The 21,019-nt window shown below is 65.3% G+C and carries 18 protein-coding genes; 10 read left to right on the top strand and 8 right to left on the bottom strand.

Going from position 1 to position 21,019, the window contains the following annotated elements; genetic code table 11:
• Positions 1-11 precede the first annotated feature (11 nt).
• Complete coding sequence (locus AAFG16_RS34060; protein ID WP_283080825.1) at positions 12-1,151, bottom strand: thiolase; 1,140 nt, start codon at positions 1,149-1,151, stop codon at positions 12-14.
• Positions 1,152-1,154: 3 nt separating this feature from the next.
• A complete protein-coding gene (locus tag AAFG16_RS34055) occupies positions 1,155-1,568 on the bottom strand; it encodes a Zn-ribbon domain-containing OB-fold protein (RefSeq protein WP_212369054.1) in 414 nt (137 codons plus the stop codon).
• Positions 1,569-1,761: 193 nt separating this feature from the next.
• Here AAFG16_RS34055 and AAFG16_RS34050 point away from each other — a divergent pair, with 193 nt between their 5' ends.
• The 4 genes from AAFG16_RS34050 to alkB all read left to right on the top strand — a co-directional run bounded on the left by AAFG16_RS34050 (position 1,762) and on the right by alkB (position 5,382).
• Entirely contained in the window at positions 1,762-3,111 is a 1,350-nt protein-coding gene (locus AAFG16_RS34050) for an amidase (RefSeq protein WP_342732357.1), read from the top strand.
• The gene (locus AAFG16_RS34045) at positions 3,104-3,790 is read left to right on the top strand and encodes a DUF2848 domain-containing protein (protein ID WP_283080823.1); all 687 of its coding nucleotides are present in this window, start codon (positions 3,104-3,106) and stop codon (positions 3,788-3,790) included. The genes AAFG16_RS34050 and AAFG16_RS34045 overlap by 8 nt, the downstream gene beginning before the upstream one ends.
• 179 nt (positions 3,791-3,969) lie before the next feature.
• On the top strand, positions 3,970-4,719 hold the full coding sequence (locus tag AAFG16_RS34040; RefSeq protein ID WP_342732354.1) for a 2OG-Fe(II) oxygenase: 750 nt from the start codon (positions 3,970-3,972) through the stop codon (positions 4,717-4,719).
• Positions 4,720-4,728: 9 nt separating this feature from the next.
• Positions 4,729-5,382 carry a DNA oxidative demethylase AlkB gene (gene alkB / locus AAFG16_RS34035; RefSeq protein WP_342732352.1) on the top strand — a complete coding sequence of 218 codons (654 nt, stop codon included), beginning with the start codon at positions 4,729-4,731 and terminating at the stop codon, positions 5,380-5,382.
• 167 nt (positions 5,383-5,549) lie between these two features.
• On the opposite strand, the gene AAFG16_RS34030 is transcribed toward alkB, so the two are convergent.
• The 6 genes from AAFG16_RS34030 to hpaH form a co-directional block, all read right to left on the bottom strand.
• Positions 5,550-7,175, bottom strand: coding sequence for a thiamine pyrophosphate-dependent enzyme (locus tag AAFG16_RS34030; RefSeq protein ID WP_342732350.1), 1,626 nt, complete (start codon positions 7,173-7,175; stop codon positions 5,550-5,552).
• Between the two features lie 25 nt (positions 7,176-7,200).
• On the bottom strand, positions 7,201-8,070 hold the full coding sequence (locus AAFG16_RS34025; RefSeq protein ID WP_342732347.1) for a fumarylacetoacetate hydrolase family protein: 870 nt from the start codon (positions 8,068-8,070) through the stop codon (positions 7,201-7,203).
• Positions 8,071-8,252: 182 nt separating this feature from the next.
• Positions 8,253-9,236 (bottom strand): 3,4-dihydroxyphenylacetate 2,3-dioxygenase, encoded by a 984-nt coding sequence (hpaD, locus tag AAFG16_RS34020; protein WP_342732345.1) that lies wholly within the window; start codon positions 9,234-9,236, stop codon positions 8,253-8,255.
• 141 nt (positions 9,237-9,377) lie between these two features.
• Positions 9,378-10,916, bottom strand: a complete 1,539-nt coding sequence (gene hpaE / locus AAFG16_RS34015; protein WP_342732343.1) for a 5-carboxymethyl-2-hydroxymuconate semialdehyde dehydrogenase — start codon at positions 10,914-10,916, stop codon at positions 9,378-9,380.
• Positions 10,909-11,307: a 5-carboxymethyl-2-hydroxymuconate Delta-isomerase gene (locus tag AAFG16_RS34010; RefSeq protein ID WP_342732341.1), complete on the bottom strand. Its 399-nt coding sequence runs from the start codon at positions 11,305-11,307 to the stop codon at positions 10,909-10,911. Before AAFG16_RS34010 ends, hpaE begins: the two co-directional genes overlap by 8 nt.
• Before the next feature lie 29 nt (positions 11,308-11,336).
• The gene (gene hpaH, locus AAFG16_RS34005; protein ID WP_342732339.1) at positions 11,337-12,143 is read right to left on the bottom strand and encodes a 2-oxo-hept-4-ene-1,7-dioate hydratase; all 807 of its coding nucleotides are present in this window, start codon (positions 12,141-12,143) and stop codon (positions 11,337-11,339) included.
• 110 nt (positions 12,144-12,253) lie between these two features.
• Here hpaH and hpaR point away from each other — a divergent pair, with 110 nt between their 5' ends.
• The 6 genes from hpaR to AAFG16_RS33975 all read left to right on the top strand — a co-directional run bounded on the left by hpaR (position 12,254) and on the right by AAFG16_RS33975 (position 20,998).
• Complete coding sequence (gene hpaR, locus AAFG16_RS34000; RefSeq protein WP_342732337.1) at positions 12,254-12,772, top strand: homoprotocatechuate degradation operon regulator HpaR; 519 nt, start codon at positions 12,254-12,256, stop codon at positions 12,770-12,772.
• A gap of 255 nt (positions 12,773-13,027) precedes the next feature.
• Positions 13,028-13,804, top strand: a complete 777-nt coding sequence (locus AAFG16_RS33995) for an aldolase/citrate lyase family protein (RefSeq protein WP_027558665.1) — start codon at positions 13,028-13,030, stop codon at positions 13,802-13,804.
• Positions 13,805-13,901: 97 nt separating this feature from the next.
• Positions 13,902-15,425, top strand: coding sequence for an altronate dehydratase family protein (locus AAFG16_RS33990; protein WP_283080813.1), 1,524 nt, complete (start codon positions 13,902-13,904; stop codon positions 15,423-15,425).
• A gap of 186 nt (positions 15,426-15,611) precedes the next feature.
• Positions 15,612-16,133, top strand: a complete 522-nt coding sequence (locus AAFG16_RS33985; RefSeq protein WP_342732333.1) for a PAS domain-containing protein — start codon at positions 15,612-15,614, stop codon at positions 16,131-16,133.
• On the top strand, positions 16,111-17,415 hold the full coding sequence (locus AAFG16_RS33980; protein ID WP_342732331.1) for a methyl-accepting chemotaxis protein: 1,305 nt from the start codon (positions 16,111-16,113) through the stop codon (positions 17,413-17,415). Before AAFG16_RS33985 ends, AAFG16_RS33980 begins: the two co-directional genes overlap by 23 nt.
• A 313-nt stretch (positions 17,416-17,728) precedes the next feature.
• Positions 17,729-20,998 (top strand): transglutaminase family protein, encoded by a 3,270-nt coding sequence (locus tag AAFG16_RS33975; RefSeq protein ID WP_342732328.1) that lies wholly within the window; start codon positions 17,729-17,731, stop codon positions 20,996-20,998.
• The last annotated feature ends 21 nt before the right edge of the window (positions 20,999-21,019 follow it).

Here is a 21,019-nt window from a genome sequence, read left to right as displayed (position 1 = left end):
AATGACAGCAATTACCTCTCGTTCGTAAACACGATCGTGCCACTCGCCGCGAACATGCCGCCGACGCCGTGGCACACGGAAATCTTCGCATTCGGCACCTGTGCCGGCGCGATGCCGCGCATCTGCCGCACGCTCTCCTGAAGCGCGTACATGCCGTACATGCCCGAATGCATGTAGGAGAGGCCGCCGCCATTGGTGTTGAGCGGCAGCTTGCCGCCGGGCCGCGTGTTGCCCTCCGCGATGAACCTGCCTGTCTCCTCATACGGCATGAAGCCGAGATCACCGAGGCCGAACAGCGGCAGATGCGCAAACGCGTCGTAGATCATGAGATGATCGACGTCCTTGTGTGCGATGCCGGCCTCCCTGAACGCCAGCGGACCCGCGGTCTTGAACGCGCGGGAGGAGTTGAACGTCTCCATCTGGCTGACCATCGGCGTTTCCACGCTCTCGCCGGTGCCCATGATGTAGACCGGCTTCCTCGGAAAATCCCTGGCGCGGTCGGCCGAGGTCAGGATCAGCGCGCCGCCGCCATCGGTAACGAGGCAGCACTGAAGCAAGCGGAACGGATAGGCGATCATGCGCGAATTGAGGACGTCGGCAACCGTGATCGGGTCCTTCATCATCGCCCGCGGATTCTTCGCCGCCCATTCGCGCTGCACCACCGCCACCGAGGCGAGCTGCTCATGCGTGATGCCGTAGGTCTTCATGAAGCGCAGCACGGGGATCGGGAACATGCTGGGCGGTCCGTAGACGCCATAGGGCACCTCGAACTGGCCATTGAGGCTGTCCGCCGGCGTCGAGCGCGGCAATTTACCGATCATGGACTTGCCGCTCTCCGCATGCGTGATCAGCACGGTCTTGCAGAGACCAGCCTCGATCGCCGCCGCGGCATGGCGGACGTGCAGCATGAACGAGCAGCCGCCGACCGAGGTGCCGTCCACCCAGGTCGGCTTGATGCCGAGATAGTGGCAGACCTGCTGCGGTGTTTCGACCGCGGTGGCGAAACCGTCGATGTCGGACAGTTTCAGGCCGGCATCCGCGATGGCATTGAGCGCCGCATCCGCGTGGAGCTGGAGCTGCGAGGCATTGGGGATGATTCCGAGCTCGGTGGTCTCGGCCGCGCCGACGACGGCAACCTGGTTCGTGCGCATGGTCTACCCCTTCGCCGGACGGAAGACGGGGAGGGTGATCTTGTCGTCGAGCTCCTGGAAAGCGACTTCGAGCTTCATGTCGAGCTCGAGCGCCTCCGGGGTCTGCGGGCAGTCGATGATGTTGCTCATCATCCGTGGGCCCTCGTCGAGCTCGACCACCGCAATCGCGTAGGGCGGCGTGAAGCCGGGCGCGGCGGGCCGGTGGTTGATCACGTAGCTGTAGAGGAAACCCTTGCCACTCGCCTTGAAGATGCTGACCTTGCGCGAGGCGCAGGAGGGGCAGAACGGGCGCGGCGGGAAGTAGACATGCGCGCAGGCATCGCAGCGCTGCAGCCGCAATTCGCCCGCTTTCGCGCCGTCCCAGAAATGCTGGGTTTCCGGCGTCGGTTTCGGTCGCGCGCGCTGCGGTTCGGCCATCTCGGAACGCCCTCCCAGGACTTCTTTTGACAAGGGGCAGGCTTGACGCCCGCCCGTTTCGATCTTGATGCGACAATCGACCATCGTGCGTCAACGGTCCAGCAATGCGCATGCATGCCATCATGCGCACAATGCTTGTGTCGAACTGAGGCAGCGCTATAGATTGCGCGCGCCAATATTCCGTGAGACAGACATGCCCGATTTTCCGACACTGGCGAAACTGGCCGAAGACCTTGAAAGCGGCCGCACCACCTCCCGCAAGCTGGTGGAGGCGTGCATCGCCAGGATCGCCGACCCCGCCGGTGAAGGCCAGCGCGCCTTCATCCATGTCGACAAGGACGCCGCGCTCGCGACCGCGGATGCGATGGATGCCCTGCGCAGGGTCAAGGCGGCGCCGTCGCCCTATGCGGGTATCCCGGTCTCGATCAAGGACCTCTTCGATATCAGGGGGCAGACGACGCGCGCCGGCTCTCGCGCGCTCGACGATTCCGATCCAGCGGAGCACGATGCGCCGGCGGTTGCGCGGCTGCGCCACGCCGGCTTCGTCGTGATCGGGCGGACCAACATGACCGAGTTCGCCTATTCCGGCATCGGCATCAATCCGCATTACGGCACGCCGAAAGGCGCCTGGAACCGCGCCGAGGGCCATGTGCCCGGCGGCTCGTCCTCGGGCGCCGCGGTCTCGGTGCTCGACGGCATGGCGCATGGCGCGCTCGGCACCGACACCGGCGGCTCCTGCCGCATTCCGGCCGCCTATAACGGCATCGTCGGCTACAAGCCGACGCAGCGCCGCGTGCCGCTCGACGGCTCGGTGCCGCTGTCGTTCTCGCTCGACAGCATCGGGCCCTTGGCGCGATCGGTCAGCTGCTGTGCCATTCTCGACGCGGTGCTGGCGAACGAGCCGATCGTTCCGCTGAAGCCGCGTCCCGTGAAGGGCATGCGGCTCGCGGTGCCCACCACGATCGCGCTCGACGATCTCGATGCGGCGGTCGCCGAGACCTTCGAGCGCGCGCTGAAGACGCTTGCCGACCACGGCGCCGCGATCGAGCGCATCGAGATGACGGAGTTCCACGATATCGGTCCGATGAACGCGAAGGGCGGCTTTGCCGCCGCGGAAAGCTACGCCTGGCATCGCTATCTCATCACCGCCAAGGGCGACGTCTACGATCCGCGCGTGTCGGTGCGCATCATGCGCGGCGAGGCGCAGAGCGCGGCAGACTACATCGATCTCCTGAACGAGCGCCGCTCGCTGATCGCCCGCGTCAACGGGCGCATCGCGCCCTATGACGCCCTGGTGCTGCCGACCACCGCCAACACGCCGCCGAAGATTTCCGACTTGGCCGACGACAAGGCGTTCACCACGCAAAATCTGCGTGCGCTGCGCAATTGCACCCTGATCAACATGATCGACGGCTGCGCCATCTCGTTGCCCGCGCACCGCGAGGGCGACGTTCCCGTCGGCTTGATGCTCGCGGGGGCGGGCGGCTCGGACCGCCGCATCTTTGAACTTGCTGCCGGCATGGAGGCTGTCATTCGTGTTTGATCTCACTTTCACCGTCGATGCCCAGGACACCACCACGCCGCTGACGCTCGCGATCGACCAGATGGTCATCGCCGGCTGGACCGGCCGCGACCCCGTTGCGCGCGACAAGCACATCGCCGAGCTGCAAGAGATGGGCATCGCTCCGCCGGCCTCGACGCCGATCTACTACCGCGCCTCCGCGCGCCGGCTGACCCAGGAAGACAGCATCGAATGCTGCGGCGGGGACTCCTCCGGCGAGGTCGAGTTCGTGCTGATCGGCTGGCAGGGCCGCATCTTCGTCGGCTGCGGTTCCGACCACACCGACCGCAAGGTCGAGGCCTACAACGTCACGGTGTCCAAGCAGATGTGCGACAAGCCGGTCGCCTCCACGCTGTGGGAGCTCGAGGATGTCATCGGTCACTGGGACAAGATGATCCTGCGCTCCTACGCCACGATCAAGGGCGAGCGCGTGCTCTACCAGGAGGGCACGCTGGACGCGATGCTGCCCGTCACTGATCTCATCGCGCGAGGTTTCGAGGGCGGCAAGTTCCCCGACGGCTGCGCCATGTTCGGCGGCACCTTTGCCGCCAAGGGCGGCATCCGCCCGGCGGACCGCTTCGACTTCGAGTTGGAAGACCCCGTGCTGAAGCGGACGATCAGGCACGGCTACGACGTGGTGACGCTGCCGGTGAGGGGCTAGTTCTCTCCGTCGTCATTGCGAGCGGGACTCTCTCCGCGTCATTGCGAGGAGCGAAGCGACGAAGCAATCCAGGTTCCCTCCGCGGAGACACTCTGGATTGCTTCGCTTCGCTCGCAATGACGGGAAAGTAATCGGAAATCGGGTGGCGGCAGAGGGGACGCATTGCGAAAGTCGCAGCCATGACAGCAACAGCACGCAAAACGTCTCGTTCGCCGCCCTCCGCCGACCCAGCCGCCCACGTCGACACCCTCGACTGGCCGCAAATCACCGCCGAGCTCGACGCCCAGGGCTGCGCCGTCCTCAAGGGCCTGCTGACGCCGGACCAATGCCGCGCCATCGCCACCCTCTATCCCGATGACGCGCACTTCCGCAGCCGCATCGTCATGGGCCGCCACGGCTTTGGCCGCGGCGAGTACAAATATTTCTCCTATCCGCTGCCCGATCTGATCGCGCAGCTGCGTCCGGCGCTTTACGCGCATCTTCAAGCCGTCGCCAATCGCTGGAACGAGGCGATGGGGATCGACATCCGTTATCCCCAGGCGCACGCGGCGTTCCTGAAGCGCTGCCATGAGGCGGGCCAGTCACGGCCGACGCCGCTGCTGCTGCAATATGAAGCCGGCGACTTCAATTGCCTGCACCAGGACCTCTATGGCGAGCATGTGTTCCCGGTCCAGGTCGCGATCCTCTTGTCCGAGCCCGGCCGCGACTTCAGCGGCGGCGAGTTCGTGCTGACCGAGCAGCGGCCGCGCATGCAGTCGCGTGCCGAGGTGGTTCCGCTCATGCAGGGTGATGCGGTCGCCTTTGCCGTGCATCACCGCCCGGTGCGGGGGACACGCGGCACCTACCGCGTTAACATGCGCCATGGCGTCAGCCGGATTCGCTCTGGTCAGCGCCACACACTGGGTGTGATCTTTCACGATGCCAAATGAGCGCTGTGATTGACGGCTGACTTGTTCGACAACGTTGCCGAGGCGCAGCCGTCGCGCGAGGACATCGCCGACGGCGCCGTGCTGCTGCGCGGCTTCGTCAAGCCGATCGAGCGCGAGCTGATCGACGCGGTGCGTGCCATCGTGGCGCAGTCGCCGTTCCGGCGGATGACGACGCCGGGCGGCCATCTGATGTCGGTGGCGATGACCAATTGCGGCGAGCGCGGCTGGATTACCGATCACACCGGCTATCGCTATGATCCGATCGACCCGCGAACCGGCGCGCCCTGGCCGGCGATGCCGCAAGTGCTCCGTGATCTCGCCCGCAACGCGGCGGAGCAGGGCGGCTTCCAGAACTTCGCGCCCGATGCCTGCCTCGTCAATCGCTACGAGCCCGGCACGCGGCTCTCGCTGCATCAGGACAAGGACGAGCTGGATTATTCGGCGCCGATCGTCTCGGTCTCGCTCGGCTTGCCCGCGACCTTCCTGTTCGGCGGTCTCGCGCGCAGCGATAAGCCGCGCCGCTTCCGCCTCGTTCATGGTGATGTCGTGGTCTGGGGCGGCCCGTCCAGGCTCGCCTATCACGGCGTCGCGCCGCTCGCCGAGGGCGAGCACGCGCTGCTGGGAAGGAAGCGGATCAATCTGACGTTTCGAAGGACGCGGTGATCTTCCTTCTCCCCTTGTCGGAGAAGGTGCCTTCCCGAAGGGAAGGCGGATGAGGGGTCTCCATCCGCGGAGACAGACCCCTCATCCGTCTCGCTGCCGCTCCGCGTCAGCGATCCACCTTCTCCCACAAGGGGAGAAGGGAAGAAACCCGGCCGCGATGTTTCGCTTTAGGGCTTCGGCGGATGAATGAACGCCCACGGACTGACTTCCGAATCCCTGGTCACCTCGACCGAGATCAGATACGGCCCGCCATGGCTAAGCGCCTTCTCCATCGCCGCCTTGAACTGATCCGGCGCGGTGACGCGTGCCGCAGCCACGCCAAAGGACTCCGCTAGCTTAACAAAGTCAGGATTGACCAGATCCGACGCCACCACGCGGCCGTCAAAACGTTCGCGCTGGTCGCGGCGGACATTGCCATAGGCATTGTTGTTGAACACCAGCGTCACCACGCCGATGTTGAACTGCACGGCGGTGGCGAGCTCCTGCACGCCGAACATGAAGCCGCCGTCGCCGGTGATCGCGACCACCGGCTTGTCGGGATTGGCAACCTTGGCGCCGAGCGCGGTCGGGAAGCCCGAGCCGAGCGTGCCCTGATAGCCCGAGGTGATGAAGGTGCGCGGCTCGTAGATCGGAAAGCCGTACCAGGAAGCGAAGCCGACCTGCGACAATTCATCGGTGACGATCGCGTTCGCCGGCAGCACCTCGCGCAGGATGTTGAGATACGCCATCTGCGGCTGGACGCGCTGGATATCGGCCTGCGCGGCGGCAGTGGCTTCGCGGATGGCGGCGCGGCGGCCGACCGTCTTGCTGTAGCCGGCCTTGCTGACGGCCGCGGCGAGATCGGCAGTGGCGGTCCTGGCATCGGCGACGATGGCGATGTCGGAGATGAAGCGCCGCATCTCGACGGGATCGATGTCGATGCGGATGCTCTTCAACCCCTCGGGACGGTACGGCCAGCGCGACATGGTCGGCAGCTCCAGCCGCGTGCCGATCCCGATCATGAGGTCGGTGTTCGGCCATAGTCTGTAGGCGGCGGCCATGGTGAGGCCGAGCTCGTGCGCATTGGAGACGATGCCGCGGCCGCTGCGGAAGGCGACGACGGGCGCATCGATCATCTCGGCGAGCTCGAGGATCTCCACGCCTGCCTCGATCGCGCCGCTGCCGACGAAGATCATCGGGGCCTTGCTGGCCTTGATCAGCGCGGCGGCCTGCTTGATCGTGTCGGGGTCAGGCAACGGCGCGGGCAGCGGCTCCAGCACCCGTGCGGCGCAGGTGTCTGCGCGCTGGGTGAAGACGTCCCAGGGCATTTCGACCGAGGCGGGGCCGCGCCGGCCCGAGCTCATCTCCTGGAAGGCGCGCGCGACCGTGGTCGGCGCGTTGCCGGGCGTCTCGATGCGGTCGGCCCATTTCACATAGGTGCGCAAGGTGGCGAGCTGGTCCGGCATCTCGTGCAGATGACCGCGGCCCTTGCCGAGGAATTGCGTCGGCACCTGGCCGGTGACGCACAGCACCGGCTCGTTGCAGCCATAGGCGGTGAGCAGCGCCGCGCTAGCATTGAGCACGCCGGGGCCGGGCACCACGCTGAACACGCCGGGCCGGCCGCTCGCGCGCGCATAGCCGAACGCCATGTAGCCGCAGGCCTGCTCGTGCCGCGCGCCGATCACCTTGAGCTGGGCCTGATGGAAGGCATCGAACAGGCCGTAGATTTGCGCGCCGGGCAGGCCGAACACGGTGTCGACCCCGTGGGCGACGAGGCCGCTGACGATCGCTTCGCCGCCGGTGAGGGTGGTCATTGCACTATTCCACTTCCATTGTTGTTCAGGCTTCGTCGACGACACCGTTGCGCAAGGTTCCGATGCCCTCGGCCACGACCTCGATCACGTCGCCCGGCTTGAGATAGCGCGGCGGATCGAACCGCGCACCGGCGCCGGTCGGCGTGCCCGTCACGATGACGTCACCGGGGATCAGCGTTGCGAAGGTCGAGATATAGCTGATGAGGTAGCGGAACGGAAACATCAGCCGGCTGGTGCGGTCGTCCTGCCGCAGCTCGCCGTTGACATGCGTGGTGAGCCTGATGTCCGCAATCTGGGATTCCCGCGTGTACGGCACCAGCCACGGCCCAAGGCTGCCGCTGGAATCAAAGTTCTTGCCCTGGGTGACGTTGAACTTGGCGTGGCGCAGCCAGTCGCGCACCGAGCCTTCGTTGCAGAGCGTCAGCGCGGCGATGTGGTCGAGCGCGGCGCTTTCCGCAATGTGCCGGCCGGGCTTGCCGATCACCAGCACGATCTCGCCTTCATAGTCGAGCTGGTGTGAGGCGCGCGGCCGCACCAGCGGCGTGTCATGCCCGACGAAGGAGCGGGGCGAGCGCATGAACATGCTCGGATATTTCGGCGCGTCCTGGCCGTCCTTGTACTCGGCATTGCGGTCGGGATAGTTGACGCCGATGCAAATGATCTTTTCCGGCGCGGGCACCGGCGGCAGCCAGGTGATGTCGGCGAGCGCATGATCCGGCGCGCGGCCTGCCGCTTCCTCGGCAAGGCTCACGAGCTTTCCCGCCGCGATCACCTCGCGCAGCGTCGGATAGGTCTTGGCATAGCGCGCGGAGAGATCGACGATGCCGCCCGCCAGGACGGCGCCGTAGCTGACATCACCCTTGACGGAATAGGTGGCGAGGCGAGGAAGCTTCATTAGCGACTCTATTTCCTGTATTTCCTGTCGTCCCGGTGAACGCCGGGACCCATACCGCGGAATCTATCGATTGGATGAGGCAGGAGTACCGAACAACGGGTCTTCGCCAAACTTCTCCCTGTGGTTATGGGTCCCTGCTTTCGCAGGGACGACGGGGAGAGAGGCTTTGCCGGTCACCGGCATTAGTCCGCCACCAGCACATCGGCGACAAACTTCGGCTCACGAACGGCCTGTCCCGTGAACGGCGAGCCCTGCTCGAACCACGAGCGCGGCGCCGGTGCGCCCCACAGCGTCTGGCGGCGCGGATCGCGCAGCGACCAGCGCAGCGGCTCATGGTCGTGATCGCCGGTGAAATAGTCGCTGGTGTAGAGCTCGAGGCGGTGTCCGTCGGGATCGCGCACGTAGAGGAAGAACGCGTTCGAGATGCCGTGGCGTCCGGGGCCGCGTTCGATGTTCTTCACGAACCCTTGCGAGGCCATGACGTCGCAGAGATGGATGATGTTCATCGCCGTCGGCGTCCAGTACGCGAAGTGGTGCAGGCGAGGGCCCTTGCCGTTGGTGATCGCGAAATCGTGGACGTTGCCCTTGCGATGCATCCAGGCCGCGGCGATGCGGCCGTTCGGCCCGTCCTCCTCGGCATATTCGGTGAGACGAAAGCCGAGCCGCGCATAGAAGTCGACGGTGTCCTGCACCTCGGCGGCGAACACGTTGAAATGGTCGAGCCGCTGCGGATGGCAGCCCCGGTAGAGGTCGTAGCGGCGGAGGAGATGCGGCCGGCGGTCCATCGACGCGTAGAGCTCGATCTGGAAGCCGAAGGGATCGGTGAACTGGAGCGTGCGGCCCTGGAAGGGCTGGTCGGCGAAGGCGTAAGACAGGCCGTTCTCGGAGAGGAAGGCCGCGGCCTTGTCGAGGTCCCCGTCGTTGCCGACCTTGAAGCCGAGCCGGGCGCAGGCCGGCACGGCCGCCTTCCGCAGCACCAGCGAGTGATGCTGATGCTCTTCCGCGGCGCGCAGGTAGACGACATTGTCGTCGGAATCCTCGACATGCAGGCCGACGGTGGTCTCGTAGAACTCGCGGCTCAGCTTCAGATCGGTGACGTCGAGCACGACGTGGCTGGAGCGGATGATGTTGAACGGCGGCTCGAAGACGTGTTGCGGTACGGGCATGTGCGGCTCCCCTTTCGGCTCGTCATCCCGGGATGGCCCGAAGGGCCAGGCCCGGGATCCATAACCCCGGCTGGTGGATATGGATTCTCAGATGCGCAATTGCGCATCATAGCTCGCGCTTCGCGCGCTCCGGAATGACAGCTAAATTCCCAGCTTCTGAATCTTGTGCGTGCCCCGCGCCAGCGAGACGTGCTTGGTTTCCATGTAGAAGTCGAACGAGTAGTCGCCGCCGTCGCGGCCGATGCCGCTTGCCTTCATGCCGCCGAACGGCGTCGGCAGATGGCGGACGTTCTCCGAGTTCAGCCAGATCATGCCGGCCTCGAGCGCGTCGGCGACGCGCAAGCTCCGGCCGACGTCGTTGGTCCAGACATAGCCGGTGAGGCCATAGCGGATGTCGTTGGCGATCTCGATGGCGTCCGCCTCATCCTTGAACGGCAGCACGGTGAGGAAGGGGCCGAACACCTCTTCCTGCGCCACGCGCATCTTGCCGTGCGCGCCGGTCACCAGCGTCGGCTCGACATAATGCCCGCCGCCGGGACCATCAAAAGCCTTGCCGCCGACCGCGATCGTCGCGCCATCCTGGCGCGCGACGTCGAAATAGGAGCACACCTTTGCGAGGTGACGTTCGTGGATCAGCGGCCCGATTTCGGTGGTGGGATCGAGGGGATGGCCGACCTTCAGCGCCTTCACCCGCGCGGTCAGCTTCTCCACGAACTTGTCCGCGATGCTCTGCTGGATCAGCAGGCGGCTGGAAGACGTGCAGCGCTCGCCGTTGAGCGAGTAGATCATGAACACGACGGCATCGAGCGCGCGATCGAGATCGGCATCGTCGAACACGATCACCGGGTTCTTGCCGCCGAGCTCGAAATGCACGCGCTTCAAGCTCGGTGCGCCCTGAACCATGATCGCGGAGCCCGTCGCGCTCTCGCCGACGAAGCCGATCGCCTTGATGGCGGGATGCTCGGTCAGCGCCTTGCCGGCCTCCTCGCCAAAGCCGTGCACGGTGTTGAGCACGCCGTCGGGAACGCCGGCTTCCTTGACCAGCTTCGCCAGGATGGCGGCGGTCACCGGCGACCATTCGGCCGGCTTGTGCACGACGGTGCAGCCGGCGGCCAGCGCCGGGGCGATCTTCCAGGTCGAGAGCATGAACGGCGTGTTCCACGGCGTGATCACGCCGACGGGGCCGATCGGCACCCGGGTCGAGATGTTCCAGTGCTCCTCGCTCGGCGTGTTGAGGCCGTCGCGGGCCTCGGCGCATTTGTCGGCGAAGAAGCGGAAATTCTCGGCGGCGCGGATCGCGGCCTTGGCCATGAAGCGGTAGGCCTGGCCGGTGTCGATGCATTCGAGCACCGCGATGTCCTCGGCATTGTCCTCGATCGCATCAGCGACCCGGTGCAGCAGCTTGCGCCGCATCGCCGGCCCCATGTCGCGCCAGGACTTGAAGGCGAGGGCAGCGGCCGTTGCCGCGGCGTCGATATCCTCGGCATTGCCGCGTGCGACGGTGGCGAGCACAGCGCCATCGACAGGCGATTTCGTCTCGAAGGTCTCGCCCGAGATCGAGGCGACGGTCTTGCCGTCGATCATGTGGCCGATGCCGTCGGCCCGCAGCTTCTTCAAGAGCGGCGCGACGCGGTCGCGGTTAGCCTGGAACACATCGGCTTTCGGGCTGGGCTTATCCATGGGCGGCCTCCACTTTCAGGGCATCGTGGATGTTGTTGCGCTTCCAGCTGGTGTCCTTGTCGTTGATCTGCATGTCGAACGACAAAGCGAACTTGCTGGCGGCGAAGACGGGATCGAGATGTTTTGACAGGGCCTGGAAGACATGCTCGCCGGCTTTCTGGCGGGTCGGCAGGTCGCGGCCCTCGCCAATGCGCAGCACCATGTCGAGGAAGCCGTAGTCGTTGCGCGCATCCGCAATCGCATAATGCTCGCAACGGATGGCGCGGACGCGGATGCCGCCGAGCGGGAAGATGCCGGTCTCGACCGCCGCCTTGCGCACGACCTCGCAGACCGTCGCGATGTCGAGGCGGCGATCGAGATTGGCCGAATATTCGATCGTGAAATGCGGCATCGCGGTTTCACTCCCTGTATTTTTATTTCTCAGGCGAAGTAGCAGCTGACAGAGCCGTAGGCGCCATAATCGGCCTGAATTGTGTCGCCCTTGCGGGTCTCGATCGGGCGGATGAAGGAGCCGGCGAGCACCACCTGTCCGGGCTCCAGCGCAAGACCGAGCGGCGCGATCTTGTTGGCGAGCCAGGCGACGGCGGTGGCGGGATGATTGAGCACGCCGGCGGCAAGGCCGGTCTCCTCTAACTGGCCGTTCTTGAAGCACAGCGCGCCGATCCAGCGCAGGTCCGCGTCCAGCGGACGGATCGGCCGTCCGCCAAGCACGATGCCGGCATTCGCTGCGTTGTCGGCGATGGTGTCGAAGATTTTGCGCGTCGCTTTCGTCTTGGGATCGACGCGCTCGATCCGCGTGTCCAGGATCTCCAGCGCCGGCACCACGAAGTCGGTGGCGTTGAGCACGTCGAACATGGTGCAATCGGGCCCCGAGAGGCGCTTGCTCATGACGAAGGCGAGCTCGGCCTCGACGCGCGTCGCGATGAAGCGCTCGGTCGGAACCAAGCCGCCATCGGCGAAAAACATGTCGTCGAGCAGCACGCCGGAGTCAGGCTCGTCGATATTGAGCGCGCTTTGCATCGCCTTCGAGGTCAGGCCGATCTTGTGGCCCCTGACCATACGCCCCTCCGCGATCTTGACGTCGACCCAGGCCTTCTGAATCGCGTAGGCGTCAGCGATAGTGATTTCAGGAAAATCCTGCGAGAGCTGCCGGATCTGCGTGCGGGTCTTCTCCGCCTGATGCAGACGGCTCGCGCAAGCTTGGATATCGTCGTTGGAAAGCGCCATTTGTGATCTTACAAATCGTGGTGCCCGGAGATACTTAACATGTTAAGTGAATGCGTCAAACGGAATCTGGCTTTGCTGCACTGCAAACTTTTGCGGGCTGAAAGGGCGCCATGACGAAGAGACCGGGTGATCCGGCAAATGGTGGTGCGCCTGCCGCGCGGCAGGTGCCGATGCGCGACTTCTCGCGTTCGCTGCCGATGTCACTGCTCAGGGCGCGCGAGGCCGTGATGCGGCAGTTTCGCCCCTCGCTGCGGGAGCACGGCCTCACCGAGCAGCAATGGCGCATCCTGCGCGCGCTCGCGGCCATCGAGGCGGTCGAGGTTACGGAACTCGCGCGCACCGCGTTCCTGCTCGGGCCGAGCCTGTCGCGCATCCTGCGCGATCTCGAGGCGCGCCATCTGATCGAGCGCAAGACCGCGAAGAATGACCAGCGCCGCAGCATGGTCTCGATCTCGAAGGAGGGCGTGAAGCTGATGGCCTCGGTGGCGCCGACGTCGGAAGCGATCTATGCGGAGATCACGCGGCGCTTCGGCGCCCGCAAGCTCGCCGAATTGCAGGACATGCTCGGCGAGCTCGAGCAGAGTCTGGCAGGGCTCGGCGCCGGCGAGGAGGCAAGTGCAGAGGAGTGAAAGCTGATATGCGCCGTCGCGCGACGACAAACCATGGACATGGCCGCTCTTTTTCGCTCAAAGTGCCGCCCAAGCCGATCGCGCGAAAATCGGCGCCGGAACGGATAACGCGCGCCAGCCAAGACATCTTGCGTCATCGCGAGCGTAGCGCGGCGATCGAGTTCGCGGTAATAACGGCGCCGCCCTGTCGCGGCACTCGTCATGGTGACGACGGTCCAAACAACGACGGTCCAAACAACAAAGAAGGAAGGCAACGTGGCGAATAAAGTCAAAGAGATCTGGAAGTCGGGCAAGGCCGTCGTCAATGCGTGGCTCGCGATACCGTCCGGTTTCTCGGCCGAGATGATCGCGCAATGCGGCTTCGACAGCGTCACGGTCGACATGCAGCACGGCGTGCAGGATTACCTCTCGATGGTGCAGTGCTTCCAGGCGATGGACAAGCATCCGGTCACGCCGATGGTGCGTGTTCCCTGGAACGAGCCTGGCATCATCGGCAAGGTGCTCGATGGCGGCGCCTATGGCGTGATCTGCCCGATGGTCAACACGCCGCAGGAAGCCAGGAACCTCGTCTCCTATTCGAAATATCCGCCGCAGGGCGTGCGCTCCAACGGCCCGATCCGCGCCGGCATGTACGGCACCGCGGGCTCCTATCAGAAGACCGCCAATGCCGACACCATCCTGCTGCCGATGATGGAGACGAAGACCGCGGTCGAGAACATGGAAGCGATCCTCGACGTCGAGGGCATCGACGGCGTCTATATCGGCCCGTCCGATCTCGGCTTCTCCTACGGCCTCGAGCCCAAGCTCGACCGCACCGAGCCCGAGATCCTCGCGATCTACGAGAAGATCATCAAGGAGTGCGGCAAGCGCGGCCTCAACCCCGGCATCCATTGCAGCGGCGCCGAGGGCGCGGCACGTGCGATCAACATGGGCTTCAAGCTGGTGACGCTCTCGAACGAGGTCGGCCTAATGACGACCTATGCCAAGATGCAGGTCAACGCGACCCGCAAGGAGTCGGGCGGCAAAGCCTAGGAACTCGCGAATGGCGAATGGGGAGTAGCGAATGGCGCTGCTCCCCTTTTCCATTCGCCACTCACCATTCGCTATTCGCCTCCGAAGGAGATTCGCCATGACCATCAGCCCCGTCATCCGCCTGCATCCCGATGATGGCGTGCTGATCGCGCGCGCCAGCCTGCCGCCGGGAACGGTCGTCGCCGACGGCGTCACCACGGTCGATCGCATTCCCTCCGGCCACAAGGTCGCGATCAAGCCGTTCGCCGTGGGCGAGCCTGTGATCCGCTACGGCCAGATCATCGGCTTTGCGACCGCACCGATCGCGCCGGGCCAGCATGTGCACGTGCAGAACATCGGCATGGGCGACTTCGCCAAGGACTATGCCTATTGCGCCGACGTCAAGCCGACGCCGAATTTCGACCTGCCGGCAACCTTTGAAGGCATCCGCCGACCGGACGGCCGCGTCGCCACGCGCAACTATATCGGCATCCTCACCTCGGTGAATTGCAGCGCGCATGTCGCAAGCCTCGTCGCCGACGTCTTCAAGAAGAATCCCTTCACCGGCGACAATCCGCTGGCCGATTTCCCCAACGTCGACGGCGTGGTCGCGCTGACCCACAAGACCGGCTGCGGCATGACGCAGAACGAGCCCTTAGCGCTGCTCCGCCGCACGCTCGGCGGCTACGCGCGGCACGTCAATTTCTCCCACGTCATCGTGCTCGGGCTGGGCTGCGAGGTGAACCAGATCGGCGGGCTGATGGAAGAGCAGAAACTTGCCGGCCGTCTGCGCGCGATGGACATCCAGGAGGTCGGCGGCACCCGCAAGACGGTCGAAGCAGGCATCGCCTTCGTGCGCGAGGCGCTGGCTGACGCCAACAAGGTCAAGCGCGAGAGCGTTCCCGCGAGCGAGCTCACCGTGGCGCTGCAATGTGGCGGCTCGGACGGCTATTCCGGCGTATCAGCCAATCCGGCGCTGGGGGCTGCGAGCGATCTCATCGTGCGCCACGGCGGCACCGTGATCCTGTCGGAGACGCCGGAGACCTACGGCGCCGAGCATCTCTTGACGCGTCGCGCGGTCAGCCGCGAGGTCGGCGAGAAGCTGGTCGATCTGATGCGCTGGTGGGATGAATACACCGAGCGCGAAGGCGCCGAGATGAACGCCAATCCGAGCCCCGGCAACAAGGCCGGCGGCCTCACCACCATTCTGGAGAAGTCGCTCGGCGCGATGGCCAAGGCCGGCACCACCAACCTCGTCGAGGTGCTGCGCTACGCCGAGCCCATTACCAAGAAGGGCTTCGTCTTCATGGACACGCCCGGCTACGACCCAGTCGCTGCGACCGGCCAGGTCGCCGGCGGCGCCAATCTCGTCTGCTTCACCACCGGCCGCGGCAGCGTGTTCGGCTGCAAGCCCGCGCCCTCGATCAAGCTCGCCACCAACACGCCCATGTACAAGCGCATGGAAGAGGACATGGACGTCAATTGCGGCACCATCCTCGAAGGTGAGGAGAGCGTTCAGGAATGCGGCCAGCGCATCTTCGATCTCATCCTCAAGACCGCATCCGGCCAGCCGACCAAGAGCGAAAGCTTCGATTTCGGCGGCGCCGAGTTCGCGCCCTGGGTGCTGGGCGCGACGATGTAACGGTGCTGATGCACCTCGCTGCTGGAATGACAGAAGGAACGGCGGACACCTACGTAGTCATACGTAGGTGTCATATGATCGCAGCAGTTCCCGCGGTCACTCGGGATTAATGTTTCCCACCGTAATCGTGAGGTGATGCGGGCGACTCCTTCGAGGGGCGCTGCCTTTCGACAGGATTCGTCAACGATGACGCGTGCGATGCGGCCGACCGGCGTGGAAAATCTCCTCGGTGAGGAGGAACTGATCGTCTCCAAGACCGATCTCAAGGGCCGCATCACCTACGCCAACGACGTCTTCGTCCGCATGGCGAAATACAGCTACGCGGAGCTGATGGGCGCGCCCCACAGTATCATCCGTCACCCTGACATGCCGCGCGCCGTCTTCAAGCTGCTCTGGGACACGCTTCAGGCGAAGCGGGAGATCTTCGCCTATGTCGTCAATCTGGCCAAGGATGGCAGCCATTACTGGGTGTTTGCCCACGTCACTCCGACGTTCGACGAACGCGGCAACATCGTCGGCTATCACTCCAACCGTCGCAAGCCCGATCCGGCGCAGATCGAGCGCATCACGCCGATCTACAAGACGTTGTGCGCGGAAGAGGCTCGGCACGCCAATGCCAAGGACGGCATGCATGCGAGCTTTGATGCGATGGTCGGATTACTGAAGCAACAGGGTATCGGTTACGATGAATTTGTGCTCTCTCTCTAAGGCGCAGGGAGCGACCGCGCTCGCGTGTGTTCTTGCCGTCGTTGCCTTCGGACTCTCGCTTCTCGGTGTAACTGGAATCTCCGGAGCGGTGTTGCTCGGCGCGACGGTCGCGCTGCTCGGCTATGCGGTCTGGTGCCAGCATCGCACCGCCGCGGCCGTCGATGAGGTCGCCGATGTCTGTCGCAAGGCCTCGCAGGGCGATCTCGAAGCGCGCATCCTGAGCGACCGCCAGGCCGGGCGCATCGGGTCGATCCAGAAATCGGTCAACGACATGCTCGACATCACCGACGCATTCCTGCGCGAGGCTTCGGCATCGATGGACTATGCCAGCCGCGGCAAGCATTTCCGCAAGATCCTGGCGCGCGGCTTGCCTGGCTCGTTCCGCCGTTCGGCTGTCGTCATCAATTCCGGTACCGACAGCCTTGGCCGTCGCGTGGTGGAAATCGCCGATCTCGCCAAGCAGTTCGGCACGCATCTCGACGGCGTCGCCGGCACGCTGATGGGCGCTGCGACCGACCTCGAATCCGACGCCCACCAGATGGCGGCGGCGGCCGAGAAGACCAGCCGTCAGACCTCCGGCGTGCTCAGCGCCTCCGACCAGGCCTCGCGCAATGTCGCGACCGTCGCCAGCGCGGCGGAGCAGCTGGCATCCTCGATTGCCGATATCGGCCGCCAGGTGACCGGCTCGACCGCGAGCACGGGCCGCGCCGTCAACGAGGCCAATCGTGCCGGCAGCGAGATCCGCGCGCTTGCGGACGCGGCGATGCGGATCGGCGACGTCGTCAAGCTGATCAGCGAGATCGCCTCGCAGACCAATCTCCTCGCGCTCAACGCCACCATCGAGGCGGCGCGCGCAGGCGAGGCCGGCCGCGGCTTCGCGGTGGTGGCTTCCGAGGTCAAGAGCCTCGCCAATCAGACTGCGAAGGCGACCGAAGAGATCAGCGCCAAGGTCGGCGAGATGCAGCAATCGACCACCAATTCGGTCGCGGCCGTCGAGGCGATCGCGCAGACCATCGCCGAGATCAACGGCATCACCGCCGCGATCGCGACCTCGATCGAGCAGCAGGGCCTCGCAACGCGCGAGATCGCCCGCAACGTCCAGGAAGCCTCCGCCGGCACCTCGCAGGTCTCCTCCAACGTGACAGGCATCAGCGATGCCGCCGCCGACACCGGCCGCGTCGCCAGCCGCGTCAACAGCGCCTCCGAACGTGTCCACGGCGAAGTCGAAACGCTCCGCCACGAGGTGACGCAGTTCCTGCAGCGGCTGACGTCGGCGGCGTAAGATTTGCGCCAAGACTGGGCGTCTTCTTACCCTCTCCCCTTGTGGGAGAGGGTGGCTCGCTGCGATACCGCGAGACGGGTGAGGGGTCTCTATCCTCACGAGCGTTCTTGCGCAGCGGAGACATACCCCTCATCCGGCGCGCATTCGCGCGCCACCTTCTCCCACAAGGGGAGAAGGGAGGGCAGCATGCGCCGAGAACGCCCCACAAGCACTCGGCCCGCACCTTGCATAGGCAGCCTCTGCCCGTTGTTAGTGCTTGATCGCACTGACATCAGGTGTTCTGCTCAAAAAAGCTGCTGGAGCACCGCACCCCGTGTCGATCTACGTCGCATTACACCACGTCACGCACTACAAATACGACCGCCCGATCGATCTCGGACCGCAGACCATCCGCCTGCGGCCGGCGCCGCACACGCGCACGCCGATCCTGAGCTATTCGCTCAAGGTCACGCCGGCCAATCACTTCGTGAACTGGCAGCAGGACCCGCAAGGCAACTGGCTCGCGCGCTACGTCTTCCCGGAGAAGACCACCGAGCTGAAATTCGAGGTCGACTTCACGGCGCAGATGACCACGGTCAACCCGTTCGACTTCTTCGTCGAGCCCTATGCCGACAGCTTTCCGTTCGAATATCCGAAGGATCTCAAGACCGAACTCGCGCCCTATCTTGAGACCATCAAGCCCGATCGCCTGTTCGCGAAATATCTCGACACGATTCCGCATGAAGCCCCGAACACGGTCAACTTCCTGGTCGAGCTCAATCGCGAGCTCCAGAACAAGGTCCGCTACATCATCCGGATGGAGCCCGGCGTGCAGACGCCGGAGGAGACGCTCTCGTCCGGTGCCGGCTCGTGCCGCGACTCTGCCTGGCTCTTGATCCAGACCCTGCGCCATCTCGGTCTCGCCGCGCGCTTCGTCTCCGGCTACCTGGTCCAGATCCGTCCCGACATCGATCCGATCGAGGGCCCGCCAGAAGTCGAGAACGACTTCACCGATCTGCATGCCTGGGCCGAGGTCTATCTGCCCGGCGCAGGCTGGATAGGGTTCGACGCGACCTCCGGCATGCTTGCGGGCGAGGGGCACATCCCCGTGGCCGCCACGCCGCATTATCGCTCGGCCGCGCCGATCTCCGGCGGCGCCGGCTTTGCCGAAGTCGAATTCGCCTTCGACATGAGCGTCAAGCGCATCCGCGAGGCGCCGCGCATCACAAAGCCGTTCTCCGACGAATCCTGGGCGCGGCTCAACGATCTCGGCGAGCAGGTCGACGGCGATCTCGCCGCGCAGGACGTCCGGCTCACCATGGGCGGCGAGCCGACCTTTGTTTCCGTGGATGATCTCGAAGCGGCGGAGTGGAACACCGAGGCCGTCGGCCCGACCAAGCGCGCACTCGGCGACGATCTGATCCGACGCCTGCGCACGCGCTTTGCGCCCGGCGGCCTTCTGCATTACGGCCAGGGCAAATGGTATCCGGGCGAGAGCCTGCCGCGCTGGGCCTTCGGCCTCTATTGGCGCAAGGACGGCGTGCCGATCTGGAAGAACGCCGACCTCATCGCGAAGATCGAAAATCCGCGGCCCGCCGGGACGAAGGACGCCGAAGCCTTCATGGAGGGCGCGGCACTGCGGCTCGGGCTTGATCCCGGCTACATCATGCCGGCCTATGAGGACACCGCGCTCTGGCTTCAGAAGGAAGCCGAGCTTCCCGTCAACGTCGATCCGACCGACTCCAAATTATCCGATCCGGAGGCGCGTGCGCGCATCGCGCGGGTGTTCGAGCAGGGCCTCAATACGCCGCGCGGCTTCGTGCTGCCGGTGCAGCGCTGGAATGCGCCGCCGCGCTGGCGCAGCGAGCGCTGGCAACTCCGGCGCAACCATCTGTTCCTGACGCCGGGCGATTCACCGCTCGGCCTGCGCCTGCCGATCGGTTCGCTCGGCTACGTCCCGCCCAACCAATATCCCTACGTCATCGAGCGGGACCCGATGGAGGCGCGCGGCAAGCTGCCGGTGTTCACCCTCGCGGCGCGCCCGGAAGCGCCGCCAAGGGTCGCTCCCGAGCATCTCAACACCTCCATCCCGGTCCGCACCGCGATGTCGGTCGAAGTCCGCGACGGCGTGCTTTGCGCCTTCATGCCGCCGGTCGAGCGCATCGAGGATTATCTCGAGCTGGTCGCGGCGCTCGAAGCGACCGCCGAGGAGATGCAGCTCCAGGTGCATGTCGAGGGCTATCCGCCGCCGTTCGACCCGCGCATCGAGGTCATCAAGGTGACGCCCGACCCTGGAGTCATCGAGATCAACATCCAGCCGGCGAAGAGCTGGCGCGACGCGGTCGAGATCACCACGGGCCTCTATGAGGACGCCGGCAAGGTGCGCCTCGGCGCCAACCGTTTCCTGGTCGACGGCCGCCACACCGGCACCGGCGGCGGCAATCACGTCGTGGTCGGCGGTTCGAGCCCGCAGGACTCGCCGTTCCTGCGCCGGCCCGATCTGCTCAAGAGCCTGGTGCTGTACTGGCAGCGGCATCCGTCGCTGTCCTATTTCTTCTCCGGCCTGTTCATCGGTCCGACCAGCCAGGCGCCGCGCATCGACGAGGCCCGTCACGACAGTGTCTACGAGCTCGAGATCGCGCTCTCGCACGTGCCGCCGCCGGGCTACCAGACGCCGCTGTGGCTGGTGGACCGGCTGTTCCGGCATCTGCTTGTCGACATCACCGGCAACACCCATCGCGCCGAGATCTGCATCGACAAGCTCTATTCGCCGGAAGGGCCGACCGGCCGCCTCGGCCTCGTCGAATTCCGCGCGCTCGAAATGCCGCCTGATCCGCGCATGTCATTGGCGCAGCAACTCCTGATCCGCGCGCTGATCGCAAAGTTCTGGCGCGAGCCGCAAGCCGGCAAGTTTGTGCGCTGGGGCACCGCGCTGCACGACCGCTTCATGCTGCCTCACTTCATCTGGGAAGATTTCGTTGAAGTGCTTTCTGAGTTGAAGCAGTCAGGCTATCCCTTTGAGCCGGAATGGTATCTGGCCCAGCTCGAATTCCGCTTTCCCGCGTTCGGCCGGGTTCATCATGGCGGCGTGACCTTGGAATTGCGTCAGGCGCTGGAGCCCTGGCATGTTTTGGGTGAGGAGGGCTCGGCCGGCGGTACCGTGCGCTATGTGGACTCGTCGGTTGAACGTCTTCAAGTAAAGGCTGAAGGTTTCGTCGAAGGCCGCCACATCGTCACCTGCAATGGCCGCCGCCTGCCCATGACCGCGACCGGCCGCTCGGGCGAGGCCGTGGCTGGCGTTCGCTTCAAGGCCTGGCAGCCGGCCTCCGGCCTGCACCCGACCATCCCTGTGCATGCACCGCTGACCTTCGATCTCATCGACACCTGGAACGGCCGCTCGCTCGGCGGCTGCGTCTACCACGTCGCCCACCCCGGCGGGCGCAACTACGACACCAAGCCGGTCAACACCTACGAGGCCGAGGCGCGGCGGCTGGCGCGCTTCCAGGACCACGGCCACACCCCGGGTCCGATGCAGCCGCCGCCCGAGGAACGCACAAATGAGTTTCCGCTGACCCTCGACTTGCGGACCCCGCTCCTGCAATGAGTATGATGGTGGGGCAGGGAG

This window comes from Bradyrhizobium sp. B117 (genome assembly GCF_038969555.1).
Taxonomy (GTDB): domain Bacteria; phylum Pseudomonadota; class Alphaproteobacteria; order Rhizobiales; family Xanthobacteraceae; genus Bradyrhizobium.
Note: the sequence above shows the minus strand (reverse complement) of the source record. Positions and strands in the feature narration are given on the sequence as shown.

What these genes read in the sequence shown, in the direction of transcription:
- AAFG16_RS34060 (WP_283080825.1), bottom strand. Translation starts at nt 1,151, where the DNA reads ATGCGCACGAACCAGGTTGCCGTCGTCGGCGCGGCCGAGACCACCGAG.
- AAFG16_RS34010 (WP_342732341.1), bottom strand. Translation starts at nt 11,307, where the DNA reads ATGCCGCATTTCACGATCGAATATTCGGCCAATCTCGATCGCCGCCTC.
- AAFG16_RS34050 (WP_342732357.1), top strand. Translation starts at nt 1,762, where the DNA reads ATGCCCGATTTTCCGACACTGGCGAAACTGGCCGAAGACCTTGAAAGC.
- AAFG16_RS34025 (WP_342732347.1), bottom strand. Translation starts at nt 8,070, where the DNA reads ATGAAGCTTCCTCGCCTCGCCACCTATTCCGTCAAGGGTGATGTCAGC.
- hpaD (WP_342732345.1), bottom strand. Translation starts at nt 9,236, where the DNA reads ATGCCCGTACCGCAACACGTCTTCGAGCCGCCGTTCAACATCATCCGC.
- AAFG16_RS33980 (WP_342732331.1), top strand. Translation starts at nt 16,111, where the DNA reads ATGAATTTGTGCTCTCTCTCTAAGGCGCAGGGAGCGACCGCGCTCGCG.
- AAFG16_RS33985 (WP_342732333.1), top strand. Translation starts at nt 15,612, where the DNA reads ATGACGCGTGCGATGCGGCCGACCGGCGTGGAAAATCTCCTCGGTGAG.
- hpaR (WP_342732337.1), top strand. Translation starts at nt 12,254, where the DNA reads ATGACGAAGAGACCGGGTGATCCGGCAAATGGTGGTGCGCCTGCCGCG.
- AAFG16_RS34040 (WP_342732354.1), top strand. Translation starts at nt 3,970, where the DNA reads ATGACAGCAACAGCACGCAAAACGTCTCGTTCGCCGCCCTCCGCCGAC.
- hpaE (WP_342732343.1), bottom strand. Translation starts at nt 10,916, where the DNA reads ATGGATAAGCCCAGCCCGAAAGCCGATGTGTTCCAGGCTAACCGCGAC.
- hpaH (WP_342732339.1), bottom strand. Translation starts at nt 12,143, where the DNA reads ATGGCGCTTTCCAACGACGATATCCAAGCTTGCGCGAGCCGTCTGCAT.
- AAFG16_RS34030 (WP_342732350.1), bottom strand. Translation starts at nt 7,175, where the DNA reads ATGACCACCCTCACCGGCGGCGAAGCGATCGTCAGCGGCCTCGTCGCC.
- AAFG16_RS33990 (WP_283080813.1), top strand. Translation starts at nt 13,902, where the DNA reads ATGACCATCAGCCCCGTCATCCGCCTGCATCCCGATGATGGCGTGCTG.
- AAFG16_RS34055 (WP_212369054.1), bottom strand. Translation starts at nt 1,568, where the DNA reads ATGGCCGAACCGCAGCGCGCGCGACCGAAACCGACGCCGGAAACCCAG.